We start from the raw sequence: 17,757 nt of genomic DNA on the forward strand, positions 1-17,757 counted from the left end.
TGGAGACGTGCATCGACTCAACGCCTGGCTCCGACGACACCCGATGGCGGTGGACTCCGTCTGGGCGCTGCCGGTCTTCCTCATCGGCCTGCTCTCGGCCGTCGAGCAGGCTCGGACGGCGGGCGGCGTGCTGATGGCCGTGCTGCTCCCGCTGCTAATGGTCTTCCGGCGGAGCCGTCCGAACCTCACCACCGTCACCGCCGTCGCCCTCGGGCTGATCCAGGTCGCGCTCGACATCCCGCCGAACGCCTCCAGCGTCGCGTACCTGGTCTTCGCCTACACCGGCGCGGCCTTCGGCACCGAGTGGATCTCGCGCCTGGCGCTGACCGGCGGGGTGCTGGCCGGGCCGCTGACGCTCTGGCGGTTCGACCAGGGCCCGCACGAGGTCCTCAACTGGCTTCGGGTGATCTTCCTCGCCGGACTGATGGCCACCCCCTTCATCCTCTGCTGGGCCTGGGGCCGGCTGACCAGGGTCCGGCGCGCCTACCTGATCGAGCTGGAGGACCGGGCCGCCCGGCTGGAGCGCGAGCGGGACGCCCAGGCCAAGGTCGCGGTCGCCGCCGAACGCGCCCGGATCGCCCGCGAGCTGCACGACGTGGTCGCCCACAACGTCTCGGTGATGATCGTCCAGGCCGACGGCGCCGCGTACGTCCTGGACCACTCGCCGGAGCAGGCCAAGGAGGCGCTGGGCACCATCGCCAGCACCGGACGGCAGGCCCTGGTCGAGATGCGCCGCCTGCTCGGCGTGCTGCGCACCTCCGACACGGCGGAGGAGTACGTGCCGCAGCCCGGCGTGGAGGAGCTGCCGGAGCTGCTGGAGCAGGTGCGCACCGCCGGTCTGCCGGTCGAGTACACCCGCACCGGCGAGCCCACCGACCTGCCGCGCGGCGTCGAGCTCACGGTCTACCGGATCGTCCAGGAGGCGCTGACCAACGTCCGCAAGCACGGCGGCCCCGACGCCCGGGCCAAGGTCGCGATGGACTTCCGCGACCACGACCTGGAGGTGCTGATCGAGGACGACGGCCGCGGCACCACCGCCGAGCAGCTGGCCGCCGGCGGAGCCGACGGACAGGGCCACGGTCTGATCGGCATGCGCGAACGGGTCGGCATGGTCAGCGGCAGTCTCGACATCGGCCCCCGCCCCGGCGGCGGCTTCCGGATCCGGGCGGTACTCCCGCTCAGGACCGCCAAGTAACGTCCTCGCACCGGACCCCCGGCCCGCTGGACCCCCGACCACGGCGACAACAGGAGTGACATTGACCATCCGGGTGATGCTGGTGGACGACCAGGAGCTGCTCCGCACGGGCTTCCGGATGATCCTGCAGTCCCAGGGCGACATCGAGATCGCCGCCGAGGCGGGCGACGGCCAGCAGGCCCTGGCGATCCTGGAGACCACACCGGTCGACGTGATCCTGATGGACGTCCGGATGCCCCGGCTGGACGGCGTCCAGGCCACCCGCCGGATCTGCCTCGACGCCGACGGCACCCCGCTGCCGGGTGCGCCGCACGTGCTCATCCTGACCACCTTCGACCTGGACGAGTACGCCTTCGCCGCGCTCAAGGCCGGGGCGAGCGGGTTCCTGCTCAAGGACGTGCCGCCGACCGAGCTGGTCGCGGCGATCCGGGCGGTGTACGGCGGGGACGCGGTCGTCGCGCCGACCACCACCCGCCGCATGATCGACCGTTTCGCGGAGGTCCTGCCCAACCCGCGGACCGCACCCGGCGCGACCGTGCTGGCCCCGCTCACCGACCGCGAACGCGAGGTCTTCCTGCTGGTCGCCCAGGGCCTGTCCAACGGCGAGATCGCCGCCAGGCTGATCCTCTCCGAGGCCACCGTCAAGACCCACGTCGGCCGCATCCTCGCCAAGCTCAGCCTCCGCGACCGCGTCCAGGCCGTCGTCCTCGCCTACGAGGCCGGCCTCATCCGCGCGGGCTCCACCGACTGACCGGGCGGCCCCGGGGCCGGGGCCGCCGTCCCTGAAGGGTTCCCCGGGAGCCGCCCGTAGAATGGGTCGGTACGTCTGGTACCCACGGAGGACCGGAACGGAGAGTTAGGACGAAGGCCGAGCCGTGAGCACGTCCGACCACGCAGACTTCGGTGTTCTGACCGACCCCTTCGGCGACCCTTCCGACCCCGGCAACCGCCCTGCGCGGCTGGCCGTCGGCGTGGTCGGCACCGGCCGCGTGGGCCCGGCCCTGGGGGCCGCCCTGCAGCTGGCCGGCCACCGGGTGGTGGCGGCCTCGGGGGTGTCGACGGCGTCCAGGCGGCGCGCCGAGGCCATGCTGCCCGGCGTACGGCTGGTGAGCCCCCCTCAGGTGATGGCCGCCGCCGACCTGGTGCTGCTGACCGTCCCTGACGACGCACTGGCCGAGCTGGTGGCCGGCCTGGCCGCGACCGGCGCGGTACGTCCCGGGCAGATAGTCGTCCACACCTCGGGGGCGCACGGTGTCGCGGTGCTGGAGCCCGCGACCAGAGCCGGCGCGCTGCCCCTGGCGCTGCACCCGGCGATGACCTTCACCGGCACCTCCGTCGACCTGGACCGCCTGGCCGGCTGCCCGTTCGGGGTGACCGCGCCCGAGGAGCTGCGGCCGGTGGCGGAGGCCCTGGTGGTGGAGATGGGTGGCGAGCCGTCCTGGATCCCCGAAGAGGTCCGCCCGCTCTACCACACGGCACTGGCACACGGGGCGAACCACCTGGTCACCCTGGTCGCGCAGGCCCTGGAGCTGCTGCACACGGCGGGTGTCGCCGCTCCCGGGCAGATGCTGGGCCCGCTGCTGGGCGCGGCACTCGACAACGCACTGCGCTCCGGCGACGCGGCCCTCACCGGCCCGGTCGCCCGGGGCGACACGGGCACGGTGAACCGGCACCTGGGCCAGCTCCGCACCGCCGCCCCGGACATCGAGCAGGCGTACCGCGCGATGGCCCGGGCCACGGCGCAGCGGGCGGTCCGCAACGGTTCACTCAAGGAAGAAGCGGCGGCGGCGCTGCTGGACGTACTGAACGAGGAGACACACTGATGGCGGGCAAGTACCAGCGAGGCAAGCAGCAGGCCAAGGCCCCGAAGGCCCGCAAGGTGGAGCTGACCCACACGGTGGCCGACTTCGAGGCCGCGTTCTGGCCGGACGAGCAGCCGGTGGACAACGCCGTGGTGATGACCATGGGCGCGCTGCACGAGGGCCACGCCTCGCTGATCCGGGCGGCCCGCAAGCAGGTCGGCCACGACGGCCGGGTCGCGGTGACGGTCTTCGTGAACCCGCTGCAGTTCGGCGCGGGCGAGGACCTGGACCGCTACCCGCGCACGCTGGCCGAGGACGTGAAGCTGGCCGAGGCCAACGGCGCCGACGTGGTCTTCGCCCCGTCGATGGAGGAGGTCTACCCGAACGGCGAGCCGCAGGTGCGCCTGAGCGCGGGTCCGATGGGCGAGGGCTTCGAGGGCACCTCCCGCCCCGGGCACTTCGACGGTGTGCTGACCGTGGTGGCCAAGCTGCTGCACATCACCGACCCGGACTTCGCCTTCTTCGGCGAGAAGGACGCCCAGCAGCTGGCGATCGTCCGGCGGATGGTCGCCGACCTGGACTTCGACGTCGAGGTCATCGGCGTGCCGACCCTGCGCGAGGAGGACGGCCTGGCCATGTCCTCCCGCAACCGCTACCTCTCCGAGACCGAGCGCACCCAGGCGCTCGCCCTCTCCCGGGCGCTGTTCGCCGGCCGTGACGCGGCCGCGAAGGGCCCGAAGGCGGTGCGCGAGGCGGCGGCCGCCGTCCTCGACGGCGCCGACGGCGTCACCCTTGACTACCTCGCCCTGATCGACCCGGACGCCTTCACCGAGGCCCCGGACGACTTTCAGGGCGAGGCTGTGCTGGCCGTCGCCGCGAAGGTGGGCTCGACCCGCCTGATCGACAACGTCCACCTCATCTGCCGCTAGGCGGATGGGCTGCCGGCACGGAACCGTCCGGTAACGGACTGCCCGGTTATCGAAGCAACCACTGGCATGCACTCACCTCTGGAGGCGTGACCCCATGCTCCGCACCATGCTCAAGTCGAAGATCCACCGCGCCACCGTCACCCAGGCCGACCTGCACTACGTCGGTTCGGTGACGGTCGACGAGGACCTGCTCGACGCCGCCGACCTGCTCCCCGGCGAGCTGGTCCACATCGTGGACATCAACAACGGCGCCCGCCTGGAGACGTACACCATCGCGGGCCCGCGCGGCTCGGGCGTGATCGGCATCAACGGCGCCGCGGCCCGCCTGGTCCACCCGGGCGACCTGGTGATCCTGATCGCCTACGGGCAGATGGAGACCGCCGAGGCCAAGGCCTACCAGCCCAAGGTCGTCTTCGTGGACGGCGACAACAAGATCACCGGTTTCGGCTCGGACGCCGCCGAGGCCCCGGAGGGCTCCGGCCTGGTCCGCGGCGACCTGGGGGCACCCCCGGCCGCCAGGGCCGAGGGCGCGTACGGTGGGGCCGACCGCGCGGCCGCCGCGCACTGAAGGAGCAACTGTTCGCCATGCCCGTCTCTCATCGTCTGACCGCCCCCGCTCCCGGCTGGACCTCGACCACCGACGTCGTCGTGGTCGGCTCTGGCGTGGCCGGGCTGACCGTCGCGCTCAACGTCCGGAAGGCCGGCCTGCGGGCCACGGTGGTCACCAAGGCGATGCTGGACGACGGATCCACGCGCTGGGCCCAGGGCGGCATAGCCGCCGCCCTGGGCGAGGGCGACACCCCCGAGCAGCACCTGGACGACACCCTGGTCGCCGGTGCCGGGCTCTGCGACACCGAGGCCGTGCGCACCCTGGTCACCGAGGGCCCGGACGCGGTCCGCCGGCTGATCGGGGTCGGCGCGGCATTCGACCTGGACGCCGAGGGCGGGATCCTGCTGACCCGCGAGGGCGGCCACCACCGCCGCCGGATCGCGCACGCGGGCGGCGACGCCACCGGCGCGGAGATCTCCCGTGCGCTGGTGGCGGCCGTGCGTGACGACCCGGGCATCGAGCTGATCCAGCACGCGCTGGTGCTCGACCTGCTCACCGACTCCGAGGGCCGCGCGGCCGGGCTGACCCTGCACGTGATGGGCGAGGGCCGGCTGGACGGCGTCGGTGCGATCAAGGCCCGCGCGGTGGTGCTGGCCACCGGCGGCATGGGCCAGGTCTTCTCGGCCACCACCAACCCGGCGGTCTCCACCGGCGACGGCGTCGCGCTGGCGCTGCGCGCCGGGGCCGAGGTGACCGACCTGGAGTTCGTCCAGTTCCACCCGACCGTGCTCTGGCTCGGCCCGGAGGCCGAGGGCCAGCAGCCGCTGGTCTCCGAGGCGGTCCGGGGCGAGGGCGCGTACCTGGTGGACGCGGACGGCAACCGCTTCATGGTCGGGCAGCACGAGCTGAACGAGCTCGCGCCGCGGGACATCGTCGCCAAGGCGATCACCCGGCAGATGCAGCTCAAGGGCACCGAGCACATGTACCTGGACGGGCGGCACTTCGGCGCCGAGATGTGGGAGACCCGTTTCCCGACCATCCTGGCCTCCTGCCGCACGCACGGCATCGACCCGGTGACCGAGCTGATCCCGGTCGCCCCGGCCGCCCACTACGCCTCCGGCGGCGTCCGCACCGACCTGCGCGGCCGGACCACCGTGCCCGGCCTGTACGCCTGCGGCGAGGTCGCCTGCACCGGGGTGCACGGCGCCAACCGGCTGGCCTCCAACTCGCTGCTCGAAGGCCTGGTCTTCGCCGAGCGGATCGCCGCCGACCTCGACGAGCTGCACCGCGCGGGCGAACTGCCCGAGCGGACGGTGGACGTGGCAGCCGCCCGGGCGGCGCACGCCGTACCGCTGCCGGCGCCCGAGGCGCGAGCCGAGATCCAGCGGCTGATGTCGCGCGGCGCGGGCGTGCTGCGCTCGGCCGAGTCGATGGCCAAGGCCGCCACCGGACTGGCCGGGCTCGCCGAGCAGGCACGGGCGCACGTCGCCGAGGACAAGCCGGCCGACCCCCGGGTGGAGACCTGGGAGGCCGCCAACCTGCACCTGGTGGCCTCGGCGCTGGTGGCGGCCGCCGCACGGCGCGAGGAGACCAGGGGCTGCCACTGGCGCGAGGACTTCCCCGAGCGCGACGACGCCGCCTGGCAGCGCCACCTGGTCACCACCCTCACCCCCGACACCGGAACCCCCGTCGCCGCTTCGGCCGACCGGTAACCGCGCCGGGCCCGGCCGCGCGAGCGACCGGGCCCGGCGGCACCGGCCGAAGCGCAACCCAGCACGTCCGGTTGGAACGTCCAGCCCGAGACTCCCGGCGCCGCCGGGGTACGCAAGGAGCAACTGATGACCCACTCCCACGAGGAACTCCCGCTGGCCTCCTCCGGCGGCTGCGGCGACGGCTGCGCCTGCGGGGACGGCGAGGCGTACGAGACCGGGCTCGACCCGGCGCTGGCCGAGCTGCTCGAGGCGGCCGGCCTGGACCCGGTCGAGATCGAGGACATCGCCACCCTGGCCCTGGCCGAGGACCTGGCCGGCGGCGAGGACGTGACCTCGGTCGCGACCGTCCCGGCGGACGCCGTCGCCACCGCCGACTTCACCGCCCGCCAGGCTGGTGTGGTGGCGGGTCTTCGGGTCGCCGAGGCCGTGCTCTCGCTGGTCTGCGAGGAGGAGTTCGAGGTCGAGCGGCACGTCGAGGACGGCGCCCGGGTCGAGGCCGGCCAGGTGCTCCTCTCGGTCCGCAGCCGTACCCGCGACCTGCTGACCGCCGAGCGCAGCGCGCTCAACCTGCTCTGCCACCTGTCCGGTATCGCCACCGCGACCCGCGCCTGGGCGGACGCCCTCGCGGGCACCGGCGCCACCGTCCGGGACACCCGTAAGACCACGCCGGGCCTGCGCTCGCTGGAGAAGTTCGCGGTCCGCTGCGGCGGCGGCGCCAACCACCGGATGGCGCTCTCGGACGCCGCGCTGGTGAAGGACAACCACGTGGTGGCCGCGGGCGGAGTGGCCGAGGCGTTCCGCGCGGTGCGCGCGGCGTACCCCGAGCTGCCGGTCGAGGTCGAGGTGGACACCCTGGAGCAGATCCCGCCGGTGCTGGAGGCCGGGGCGGACCTGATCCTGCTGGACAACTTCTCGGTCGACCAGCTGAAGGAGGCCGTCGCACTGGTGGCGGGACGGGCCAGGCTGGAGGCTTCCGGCGGCCTGACTCTGGCCACCGCGCGCGAGGTCGCCGAAACTGGTGTCGACTACCTCGCCGTCGGGGCTCTGACGCACTCCTCGCCGATCCTGGACATCGGCCTGGACCTCCGCGCCTGATCCCCCTTTCCTCACAGAAAGCGCCTCATGCTCCTCACCATCGACGTCGGCAACACCCAGACCACGCTCGGCCTGTTCGACGGTGAGGAGATCGTCGAGCACTGGCGGATCTCCACCGATCCGCGCCGCACGGCGGACGAACTGGCCGTGCTGATGCAGGGCCTGATGGGCTCGCACCCCATCGTCGAGGCCGCTGACCGGGTGGAGGGCCTGGCGATCTGCTCCTCGGTGCCCGCCGTGCTCCACGAGCTCCGCGAGGTGACCCGCCGCTACTACGGCGACGTCCCCGCGGTGATCGTGGAGCCGGGGGTGAAGACCGGGGTGCACGTCCTGATGGACAACCCCAAGGAGGTCGGCGCCGACCGGATCGTCAACGCGCTGGCCGCCAACCACCTGTACGGCGGGCCGTGCATCGTGGTGGACTTCGGCACCGCCACCACCTTCGACGCCATCAACGAGCGCGGCGACTACGTCGGCGGCGCGATCGCCCCCGGCATCGAGATCTCGGTGGAGGCCCTCGGTGTCCGGGGCGCCCAGCTGCGCAAGATCGAGCTGGCCCGCCCCCGCAACGTGATCGGCAAGAACACCGTCGAGGGCATGCAGTCCGGCATCCTGTACGGCTTCGCGGGCCAGGTGGACGGCCTGGTCGAGCGGATGGCCAAGGAGCTCGCCAAGGACCCCGAGGACGTCCAGGTGATCGCCACCGGCGGGCTCGCCCCGCTGGTCCTCGGCGAGGCCACCGCGATCGACGTGCACGAGCCCTGGCTCACCCTGATCGGCCTGCGCCTGGTCTACGACCGCAACCGGCCCAGCTGACCGCCGAGTTGGCGCGACGGCACGACCTCGGCCCGCCGGTCCGGCGGCGCCGCGGTGCGACCCCGCACCGGCAGGCCGGCGTGCCGATCACGTGTCAGATGAGCACCAGATAGGCCAATCGGTACAGACACGACATCAATCGTCATAAATCAGACGTACGCCACGTAATGTCAAGCCATGCCTACGCCACACGGGTCGCGCGGCGGCATGGCCTTCAGCGCCGATGAAGTCCGCGTGCTGCGCCGCGCCCTCGCCCAAGCCCTCCACCCGGCCCACTCGCCGCACCCGACCCCGCTCGGGGAACTGTGGGCCGAGGACGTCCAGGAGGCACTGCGCCTCGCCGAAGCGGTCGACGAGGCGGTCAGGGAGGGCGGCAGGCTACGCGCCTTCCTGCTGGCCGATCTGGCCCGCTACCGCGCCGCACTCCCCGGCAGTGCCTCCGGCTACCTGGAACGCCTGGAGGGGGCCGTCTGCGACGGCTACCTCCCGACTCCCGAGGACCTGACCGCCCTGCGCTCGCTCTCCCGGCTGCCCTGCGGCAGCGCCGAACGCTCTCGCCGCTCCCGGCTCTCCGGCCGCTGCCACGCCATCGCCGAGGCCGAGGTCCGCGAGCGCCTCGCACTCGGCTCCGGCCAGCGCCACCTCATGGCCGTGCCGAGCCCGGCCGCCGAGCCAACCCCCGCCGTGTCAGTGACCCCCATCCCAGTTGGAGGACGGATCCCGATGAGCAACGCCGCCGGTGCCCCCACCCCGAAGGCCTCCCCCGCCACCGACCGCGCCCACCAGCCACAGAAGGCCCACCAGCCGCAGAAAGCGCAGAAAACACAGAAGACGCAGGCCCACCAGGATCGCCGGATGCCCACCCCCGCCGAGCTGTTCGGCCGCCGGCCCCGGCCGCAGACCCAGCCGCAGCCCCCGCTCCCCGCCGACGAGGACGTCGAACTCGCCACCGGCACCGGTTGATCCGTCCGCCAGGGGGAGGCCGCTCCGGTCGGCCTCCCCCATCGACTTGTCGACTCCCTGATGGTGAATCAGGAACACCTGATCAAGTCTTGGCAAATTCCGTCGCCATAACCGACGCACCTGTCCCGAACTGTCCGATTGATTTCCCGGCACCGCCTCCGGCACCGCCCTATGTTCTGCACGAAATCTCGACACCCGGACCATCGAAGGGCCATCGTGCGGACCACTCGTGTACTGCGCTCGGGAACTCTGGCCACGGCGGCGGCGATCGCCGCGCTCACCACCTCGGCCGGGCCGGCCGGCGCGGCGACCACGCCGACGCCGACGCTGAAGCTCGGCGCACCCTCCTCGCTGGCGCTCCGCCCGGTGGCGGCGGACGACGACTCCGCGCCCCAGGTGCGACTGCAGCTCACCCTCACCAGGACCGGCGCCGCCGCTCCCGACCGGACCCGGCTGACCATCGACACGACCCAGCTGGCCGGCGTCGCCGACTTCGCCTCGCTCGACGCCGGACCGTCGTCCTGCACCGCCACCGGCCGGGTCTTCACCTGCGACGTCGAAAGCCTCCCCTGGTGGGGTCCCGGCGGCGGGCTCGGCCTCACCGTGAACCTCACCACCGCCAAGGGCGCCCCCATCGGAACCTCGGGCTCGCTCGCGGTCACCGAGACCACCGCGGACGGCACCAGTTCCGCGGCCCTCACCCGTGTCGTCATCGGCGGCACCGGCCTGAAGCTCCAGCCGGTCGAGGGGCAGCCCGACCTGAAGGTCAACGGGACCTTCACCCGCGACCTGCGGGTCGCCAACCAGGGCCAGCTCACCGCACCCCGCCTGGTGGTGGTCTTCACCGCGACCACCGGTCTGCTGTTCCCGAAGTACGGCAACTGCGAGTACGGCGACCGGATCGAGGCCGACCGCGGTCCGGCCACCTTCCACGCCGCGGTCTGCACCGTCGACACCGCGCTCGCCCCCGGCCAGAGCGCGCACCTTTACCCCGTCACCTTCACTGCCGGGCGCACCGCGCTGGCGGACTCCATGGACATCCAGGTCGCCCCCGGCGAGAGCGACGCGGTGAAGCGCATCCGCCAGGACTACCGGCTGGTCCGGGGGAAGGGGCCGCTGCTCACCGTCGAAGGCGGGCCCGGGCACCCCGCTCCCGCCGCCGGGCCGGTCACCGACGTCAACCCCTCCGACGCCTACGTGAGCCTGGACGCCCACACCGCCAACACCGCCGACTTCCAGGCGGTGGCCCACTGGAAGGCCGATGCCACCAAGAAGGCCGGCACCCTCCAGGTCGGCCTGTCCAACCGCGGGCCCGCCTCCTTCAATGACTTCCGCAGCGGTGGCGAGGGCGAGACCTTCGTGGACGTGGCCCTGCCCAAGGGCGTCACCGTCACCAAGGTCCCGGCAGGCTGCCAGCAGCTGGTCAAGGCATCGAACCACTACAGCTGCGGCACCGGCCTGTGGCTGGCCTCCGGGAGCAGGCACCTCTTCGACTTCGGGCTGGCACTCGACCCGGGCACCGGCAAGGTCCCGGTTCCGGTCTCGCTCCAGGACCAGGGGAGCTACATCGAGAAGAAGCCCTTCGCCGTCAAGCCCTTCGACCCGAACCCGCGCGACAACCTGACCACGGTCACCATCGGCTCGTAGCACCCGGGGCCGCCCGCCTTCCCCGCGCCCGCCCGGAGCCGACCAGCCGGGCGCGGGGAAGGTGTGAGCGGTGGCTACTCTGGTGGGGTGAGCGATCAGATCCCCGCCATTCCCGCGACCGACGACCTTCCTGAGCAGATGCGCGTCCGGCGCGAGAAGCTGGACCGGCTTCGGGCGGCCGGCGTCGACCCGTACCCGGTCGGCTTCCCCCGTACTTCCACCATCGCCGACCTGCGTGCCAAGCACCCCGACCTGGAGCCGGACACCGCGACCGGCGAGCGCGCCGGCATCACCGGCCGGGTCGTCCTGGCCCGCACCGGCGGCAAGCTCTGCTTCGCCACCCTGCGCGACGGCTCCGGCGACCTCCAGGTGATGCTCTCCCTGGACAAGCTGGGCGAGGAGCGGCTGGCCGCCTGGAAGTCCGACATCGACCTCGGCGACCAGGTGGGCGTCGAGGGCGAGGTGATCACCTCCCGGCGCGGCGAGCTGTCCGTGATGGTGGACCGCTGGGAGCTCACCGCCAAGTGCCTGCGCCCGCTGCCGGACAAGCACAAGGGCCTGACCGACCCGGAGGCCCGGGTCCGTCAGCGGTATGTCGACCTGATCGTGAACCCCGAGGCGCGGGAGATCCTGCAGCTGCGCAGCAAGGTGGTCCGCTCGATCCGCCGCACCTACGAGGAGCGCGGCTACCTCGAGGTCGAGACCCCGATGCTGCAGCCGGTGCACGGCGGCGCCAACGCCCGCCCGTTCACCACCCACATCAACGCCTACGACATCGACCTCTACCTGCGGATCGCCCCCGAGCTGTACCTCAAGCGGCTGGTGGTCGGCGGCGCGGAGAAGGTCTTCGAGATCAACCGCAACTTCCGCAACGAGGGCGCGGACTCGACCCACAACCCCGAGTTCACCTCGCTGGAGTCGTACGAGGCGTACGGCGACTACGACACCCAGGCCGAGCTGATCCGCGCGACCATCGTCAACGCCGCCCGGGACGCCCTCGGCACCACCGTCGTCAGGGGCATCGGCCCGGACGGCGAGGAGCACGAGATCGACCTGGCCGAGCCGTGGGCGGAGGTCTCGGTCTACCCGGGCATCTCCGAGCACCTGGGCACCGAAATCACCCCGGAGACCGGCGTCGAGGAGCTGCGCCGCCTCGCCGACGGGGCCGGCATCCCCTACGAGAAGGAGTGGGGCCACGGCCAGATCGTCCTGGAGATGGTCGAGCGGCTGCTGGAGCACCACGCGATCAAGCCGACCTTCATCAAGGACTACCCGACCGAGGTCTCGCCGCTGACCCGCCAGCACCGCTCCGTCCCGGGCGTCGCGGAGAAGTGGGACCTGGTGATCTTCGGCACCGAGATCGGCACCGCCTACTCCGAGCTGATCGACCCGGTCGAGCAGCGCGCCCGCCTCACCGCCCAGTCGCTGCTGGCGGCCGGCGGTGACGTCGAGGCGATGCAGGTGGACGAGGACTTCCTGCGCGCCCTGGAGTACGCGATGCCGCCGACCGGTGGCCTGGGTCTGGGCGTGGACCGCCTGATCATGCTGCTGACCGGCAAGAACATCCGCGAGACCGTGCTCTTCCCGCTGGTGAAGCCCGAGGCGAAGACCGCCAAGGCCGAAGCGGGGACCGAGAGCGAAACCGAGTCGGACACCGAGGAGTGATCTGAATGGATTACGTCGCAGCTATCGTGCCGCCGCTGGTCATGGCGATCGCCTTCGGCTTCCTGGTGCGGGCCATCATCCGCACCCAGGGCGGCGCCATGAAGGGCAAGGAGGACGCCGCGGCCGAGCTGCTCGCCGGCCGTGCCACCGCCGCCACCACGGCCGCCCCCGCTGCCGAATAGGACCCGACGACCGGCGCGCCGTCACCCCACCGGGTGGCGGCGCGCCGGTTTGCTGGTTAATCGCGAATTTTGTCCGAATCAGTTCCTATCCTGGCCGGACTATGGTGCGGCAACTCGGAGAACTTGAGAACGACATCATGACCAGGGTCTGGCAGTGGAACCGCCCGGTCACCGTTCGCGAGGTTCTGCAGGATCTGCAGTCGGAACGCGATATCGCGTACACCACTGTCATGACGGTGCTCGACAAGCTCTACAGAAAGGGCTGGCTGCGCCGGGAGCAGGTGGGGCGGGCGTATCGATATGAACCCGTCTCCTCACGCGAGGCATACACCGCCGCCCTGATGAACGATGCGTGGGCGACCAGCGACAATCCGGCTGCGGCCCTGGTCCACTTCTTCGGGCTGATGTCGCCCGAGCAACGCGAGGCACTGCGCGACGCACTGCGGGTGGCCGCCCTGTTCCCGGGTCCGGAACCCGAACCGGACCGACTTCCCGATCCGCATCCCGATACCGGTGGGACCCCGGGGCCTTCGGCACGATAACGTCCCGCCATGGAGGTCACCATCCGCCGGGCGCGGACCACTGACGTGCGGGCAGTACGACGGCTCATCGACGCCTACTCGCGCGACGGCATTCTGCTCGACAAGCCCACCGTGACGCTGTTCGAATCCGTGCAGGAGTTCTGGGTCGCCGAACGCGACGACAACGGCGCGGTGGTGGCCTGCGGCGCGCTGCACGTGATGTGGGAAGACCTGGCCGAGGTGCGCACCCTTGCCGTGGATCCGAGCTGTACCGGCCACGGTATCGGCCACCAGTTGCTGGAGAAGCTGCTGCAGACCGCACGCTGGCTGGGCGTACGTCGGATTTTCTGCTTGACGTTCGAGGTGCCGTTCTTCGCGAAACACGGTTTCGTCGAGATCGGTGAGGTTGGCGAAACCGACGATGGTACGACAGACCCGGCGGCCATCGCTACGGATGTCTATGAGGAACTTCTGCGTTCGTACGACGAAGGCGTCGCCGAGTTCCTCGACCTGGAGCGAGTGAAGCCCAACACCCTGGGCAACTCACGCATGCTGCTGCACCTCTGAACGGAGCTTGTGGCGACGGGAGTGGAGCACACGACCGGCAAGGGTTTGTGTTTTCCGGGAAAAGGCGGTTTCCTTTCCTTAGGCAATGGATCGTTTACGCGGAAAGGGAAGCCCGTGGCACAGAGGGTGCAGGTCATTCTTGAAGACGATCTCGAAGGCGGTTCGGCGGACGAGACCGTGACGTTCGCTCTCGACGGCGTTGCCTACGAGATCGACCTGAAGAGCACCAACGCGGACAAGCTCCGCGGTCTGCTGGCTCCGTACGTCGAGAAGGGTCGCAAGCAGAGCGGCCGCCTCACCACCGCCCGTCGCGGCACCGGCCGCGGCGCGGGCCGCCCGGCGGCGGCCGGCGCTCCGGACACCGCGAAGATCCGCGCGTGGGCCAAGGAGAACGGCTACGAGGTCAACGACCGCGGCCGGGTGCCGAGCAACGTCCGAGAGGCGTACGAGGCGGCCAACGCCTCCTGACCGGGCCGTCAGCGGGCCGGCGCCGGACCCTGCGGGTCATTGGCGCTGGCGTCCGCCAGGCAGTCCGGCGGGCACGGCGGATGGGGCTAGCGCGGGCCCGGCCCCGGGCCGTGCTGCCCGCGTCGCGGCCGGACGGCCTGCGGCCGGGTCGACCGCCGTTCGGGGCGCGGGGAGACCTCCGCGCCCCGCTGCCATGACAGCCGCACGCCGGCGGCCGCACGGGCGCCGGCGTGCACGGTGAGGTCCGGATCCGGCTCGACGCCCCGGCCGGGCCGGTGCAGCGGTCCGGGGACGGCCTCGCCGGCCCCCTGGGCGAGTGGGAAGGCCGCCGGGTGGCCCACGGCCACCACGGACCCGCAGGGGCACCGCAGGTGGCCTGGGCGCCGCAGCACGGCCGGCACCACCGGTCGACGCGGCTCGATCCGGTCCGCGGCCGGCAACGCCGTCGCGAGATCCGCGGCCGGGCCGGGGCGCGGGTGCGGACCGGTGCCGGCGGGGGGGCGTCCGGGGCGGCACGGCGGTCATGGACCGGGCAACGCTGGACGTACCGGGCGGTCACGCCGCGCCACCTGAACGGCGGCCGCTGATCCACCGTCACTTCGGGCGGATCCCAGCGAGGCGTCCGTCGGCAGACTTCTCGCGAGGCGAACACGGCCGATGCGGAAACTGCGCGAATCTCGCCGGAACACCGGGTATGAATGCAGGTGGACGGGGCCATGTGGTGCCGCCCGTGCGATCTGTCAAGACCGGTTGCTCCGCCCGCGGCAGGCTCTGTTCGCCGATGGCGTAGCGATAACCGGTGCAATGGGCCCACCTGTGGGAACACCGTCTCCCAGCATCGGGTTGGGAATGGTGTCGGCTGGTCGCGCAGCAGTTGCTCCCACACAAGTAGGAGCAGTCCGTGAGCCGCGCCGCTGAGCGGGACTAGCATGCGGAAGGACAGGGCGGGGACAGTCCCCGAACTGCCCGACCGCTCTGAGGAGCGATAAACGATGTTCGAGAGGTTCACCGACCGCGCGCGGCGGGTTGTCGTCCTGGCTCAGGAAGAAGCCCGGATGCTCAACCACAACTACATCGGCACCGAGCACATCCTCCTGGGCCTGATCCACGAGGGTGAGGGTGTCGCCGCTAAGGCCCTGGAGAGCCTCGGGATCTCGCTTGAGGCCGTCCGCCAGCAGGTCGAGGAAATCATCGGCCAGGGCCAGCAGGCCCCGTCCGGTCACATCCCCTTCACCCCCCGGGCGAAGAAGGTGCTGGAGCTGTCGCTCCGCGAGGCCCTCCAGCTCGGCCACAACTACATCGGCACCGAGCACATCCTGCTCGGCCTGATCCGCGAGGGCGAGGGCGTCGCCGCCCAGGTCCTGGTGAAGCTGGGCGCCGATCTCAACCGGGTGCGGCAGCAGGTCATCCAGCTGCTCTCGGGTTACCAGGGCGGTGGCAAGGAGTCGGCCACGGCCGGCGGCCCCGCCGAGGGCACCCCGTCCACCTCGCTGGTCCTGGACCAGTTCGGCCGCAACCTCACCCAGGCCGCCCGCGAGGCCAAGCTCGACCCGGTCATCGGGCGCGAGAAGGAGATCGAGCGGGTCATGCAGGTGCTGTCCCGCCGCACCAAGAACAACCCCGTGCTGATCGGTGAGCCCGGCGTCGGCAAGACCGCCGTGGTCGAGGGCCTGGCCCAGGCGATCGTCAAGGGCGAGGTCCCCGAGACGCTGAAGGACAAGCAGCTCTACACCCTGGACCTCGGCGCCCTGGTCGCGGGCTCCCGCTACCGCGGTGACTTCGAGGAGCGCCTGAAGAAGGTGCTCAAGGAGATCCGCACCCGCGGCGACATCATCCTGTTCATCGACGAGCTGCACACCCTGGTCGGCGCGGGCGCCGCCGAGGGTGCCATCGACGCCGCTTCGATCCTGAAGCCGATGCTGGCCCGTGGCGAGCTGCAGACCATCGGTGCCACCACGCTGGACGAGTACCGCAAGCACCTGGAGAAGGACGCCGCGCTGGAGCGCCGCTTCCAGCCGATCCAGGTCGCCGAGCCCTCGCTGCCGCACACCATCGAGATCCTCAAGGGTCTGCGCGACCGGTACGAGGCGCACCACCGCGTCTCGATCACCGACGCCGCCCTGGTGGCCGCCGCCACCCTGGCCGACCGGTACATCTCGGACCGCTTCCTGCCGGACAAGGCGATCGACCTGATCGACGAGGCCGGTTCCCGGATGCGCATCCGCCGGATGACCGCGCCGCCGGACCTGCGCGAGTTCGACGAGAAGATCGCCGAGGTGCGCCGGGAGAAGGAGAGCGCGATCGACGCGCAGGACTTCGAGAAGGCCGCGTCCCTGCGTGACGACGAGAAGCAGCTGCTGCAGGCCAAGTCGAAGCGTGAGAAGGAGTGGAAGGCCGGCGACATGGACGTCGTCGCCGAGGTGGACGAGGAGCTCATCGCCGAGGTCCTGGCCACCGCCACCGGCATCCCGGTCTTCAAGCTCACCGAGGAGGAGTCCTCCCGCCTGCTGCGCATGGAGGACGAGCTGCACAAGCGCGTCATCGGCCAGGAGGACGCCATCAAGGCGCTCTCCCAGGCGATCCGCCGTACCCGTGCGGGCCTCAAGGACCCGAAGCGCCCGGGCGGTTCGTTCATCTTCGCCGGCCCGTCCGGTGTCGGTAAGACCGAGCTGTCCAAGACGCTGGCCGAGTTCCTGTTCGGCGACGAGGACGCCCTGATCTCCCTCGACATGTCGGAGTTCAGCGAGAAGCACACCGTCTCCCGGCTGTTCGGCTCGCCCCCCGGCTACGTCGGCTACGAAGAGGGCGGCCAGCTCACCGAGAAGGTGCGCCGCAAGCCGTTCTCCGTGGTGCTCTTCGACGAGGTGGAGAAGGCCCACCCGGACATCTTCAACTCGCTGCTGCAGATCCTGGAGGACGGTCGCCTGACCGACTCCCAGGGCCGCGTGGTCGACTTCAAGAACACCGTCATCATCATGACGACCAACCTCGGCACCCGGGACATCTCCAAGGGCTTCAACCTGGGCTTCGCGGCCACGGGTGACACCCAGACCGGGTACGAGCGGATGAAGGCGAAGGTCGGTGAGGAGCTCAAGCAGCACTTCCGTCCCGAGTTCCTCAACCGTGTCGACGACATCGTGGTGTTCCACCAGCTGACCGAGGACAACATCATCGAGATCGTCGACCTGATGATCGACAAGGTGGACGGCCGCCTCAAGGACCGCGACATGGGCCTGGAGCTCAGCGTCGAGGCCAAGAAGCTGCTGGCGAAGCGCGGTTACGACCCGATCCTGGGTGCCCGTCCGCTGCGTCGCACCATCCAGCGCGACATCGAGGACCACCTCTCGGAGAAGATCCTCTTCGGCGAGCTGCGGGCCGGCCACATCGTGGTCGTCGGCGTCGAGGGCGAGGGCAAGGAAGCCAAGTTCACCTTCCGGGGCGAGGAGAAGTCCCCGGTTGCGGACACCCCGGCGGCGGTCGCCTCGACCGGTCCGGACCTGACGAAGTAACAACGCACCAAGGGCCGCGGCCCCCGACCTTCGGGTCGGGGTACGTCCCCGCCCTGCTGGCCCGGCTCGACGAGGCCGACCTGGTGATCGGCGCCCGGTTCTGCGGCGAGGGCGAGTACCGGGTGCACGGCCCGAG

16 protein-coding genes and 1 pseudogene are annotated in these 17,757 nt (G+C 71.5%); 16 read left to right on the top strand and 1 reads right to left on the bottom strand.

Annotation, left to right across the window (positions count from 1 at the left end; genetic code table 11):
- Positions 1-7 precede the first annotated feature (7 nt).
- The 15 genes and pseudogenes from ACWDAK_RS01855 (at position 8) to ACWDAK_RS01925 (ending at position 14,112) form a co-directional block, all read left to right on the top strand.
- Positions 8-1,195 carry a sensor histidine kinase gene (locus ACWDAK_RS01855; protein ID WP_344634945.1) on the top strand — a complete coding sequence of 396 codons (1,188 nt, stop codon included), beginning with the start codon at positions 8-10 and terminating at the stop codon, positions 1,193-1,195.
- Positions 1,196-1,256: 61 nt separating this feature from the next.
- On the top strand, positions 1,257-1,946 hold the full coding sequence (locus ACWDAK_RS01860) for a response regulator transcription factor (RefSeq protein WP_344634946.1): 690 nt from the start codon (positions 1,257-1,259) through the stop codon (positions 1,944-1,946).
- A 157-nt stretch (positions 1,947-2,103) separates the two neighbouring features.
- A complete protein-coding gene (locus ACWDAK_RS01865; protein ID WP_344635101.1) occupies positions 2,104-3,018 on the top strand; it encodes a Rossmann-like and DUF2520 domain-containing protein in 915 nt (304 codons plus the stop codon).
- A complete protein-coding gene (panC, locus tag ACWDAK_RS01870; protein ID WP_344634947.1) occupies positions 3,018-3,926 on the top strand; it encodes a pantoate--beta-alanine ligase in 909 nt (302 codons plus the stop codon). The genes ACWDAK_RS01865 and panC overlap by 1 nt, the downstream gene beginning before the upstream one ends.
- A gap of 94 nt (positions 3,927-4,020) precedes the next feature.
- Positions 4,021-4,494, top strand: coding sequence for an aspartate 1-decarboxylase (gene panD / locus ACWDAK_RS01875; RefSeq protein WP_344634948.1), 474 nt, complete (start codon positions 4,021-4,023; stop codon positions 4,492-4,494).
- Between the two features lie 17 nt (positions 4,495-4,511).
- Entirely contained in the window at positions 4,512-6,188 is a 1,677-nt protein-coding gene (locus ACWDAK_RS01880) for an L-aspartate oxidase (RefSeq protein ID WP_427394644.1), read from the top strand.
- A gap of 126 nt (positions 6,189-6,314) precedes the next feature.
- On the top strand, positions 6,315-7,283 hold the full coding sequence (nadC, locus tag ACWDAK_RS01885) for a carboxylating nicotinate-nucleotide diphosphorylase (RefSeq protein ID WP_344634950.1): 969 nt from the start codon (positions 6,315-6,317) through the stop codon (positions 7,281-7,283).
- Between the two features lie 27 nt (positions 7,284-7,310).
- Positions 7,311-8,099, top strand: a complete 789-nt coding sequence (locus tag ACWDAK_RS01890) for a type III pantothenate kinase (RefSeq protein ID WP_344634951.1) — start codon at positions 7,311-7,313, stop codon at positions 8,097-8,099.
- 177 nt (positions 8,100-8,276) lie between these two features.
- Positions 8,277-9,062 carry a hypothetical protein gene (locus ACWDAK_RS01895; protein WP_344634952.1) on the top strand — a complete coding sequence of 262 codons (786 nt, stop codon included), beginning with the start codon at positions 8,277-8,279 and terminating at the stop codon, positions 9,060-9,062.
- Positions 9,063-9,278: 216 nt separating this feature from the next.
- On the top strand, positions 9,279-10,709 hold the full coding sequence (locus ACWDAK_RS01900) for a hypothetical protein (protein WP_427394643.1): 1,431 nt from the start codon (positions 9,279-9,281) through the stop codon (positions 10,707-10,709).
- Between the two features lie 99 nt (positions 10,710-10,808).
- Positions 10,809-12,374: pseudogene (lysX, locus tag ACWDAK_RS01905) on the top strand (bifunctional lysylphosphatidylglycerol synthetase/lysine--tRNA ligase LysX); the annotation flags it as partial.
- A gap of 5 nt (positions 12,375-12,379) precedes the next feature.
- Positions 12,380-12,556, top strand: a complete 177-nt coding sequence (locus tag ACWDAK_RS01910) for a hypothetical protein (protein ID WP_344634955.1) — start codon at positions 12,380-12,382, stop codon at positions 12,554-12,556.
- Positions 12,557-12,657: 101 nt separating this feature from the next.
- Positions 12,658-13,098, top strand: a complete 441-nt coding sequence (locus tag ACWDAK_RS01915) for a BlaI/MecI/CopY family transcriptional regulator (protein WP_344634956.1) — start codon at positions 12,658-12,660, stop codon at positions 13,096-13,098.
- Between the two features lie 9 nt (positions 13,099-13,107).
- Entirely contained in the window at positions 13,108-13,644 is a 537-nt protein-coding gene (locus ACWDAK_RS01920; RefSeq protein WP_344634957.1) for an amino-acid N-acetyltransferase, read from the top strand.
- Between the two features lie 114 nt (positions 13,645-13,758).
- Complete coding sequence (locus tag ACWDAK_RS01925; RefSeq protein ID WP_344634958.1) at positions 13,759-14,112, top strand: histone-like nucleoid-structuring protein Lsr2; 354 nt, start codon at positions 13,759-13,761, stop codon at positions 14,110-14,112.
- Positions 14,113-14,198: 86 nt separating this feature from the next.
- Here ACWDAK_RS01925 and ACWDAK_RS01930 read toward each other — a convergent pair whose 3' ends face one another.
- Positions 14,199-14,504, bottom strand: a complete 306-nt coding sequence (locus ACWDAK_RS01930; RefSeq protein WP_427394642.1) for a hypothetical protein — start codon at positions 14,502-14,504, stop codon at positions 14,199-14,201.
- A 600-nt stretch (positions 14,505-15,104) separates the two neighbouring features.
- Between ACWDAK_RS01930 and ACWDAK_RS01935 the strand changes: the two genes are divergently transcribed.
- A complete protein-coding gene (locus ACWDAK_RS01935) occupies positions 15,105-17,621 on the top strand; it encodes an ATP-dependent Clp protease ATP-binding subunit (RefSeq protein ID WP_344634960.1) in 2,517 nt (838 codons plus the stop codon).
- Positions 17,622-17,757: the final 136 nt, after the last annotated feature.

The sequence above is a fragment of the Kitasatospora sp. NPDC001175 genome (assembly GCF_053598215.1).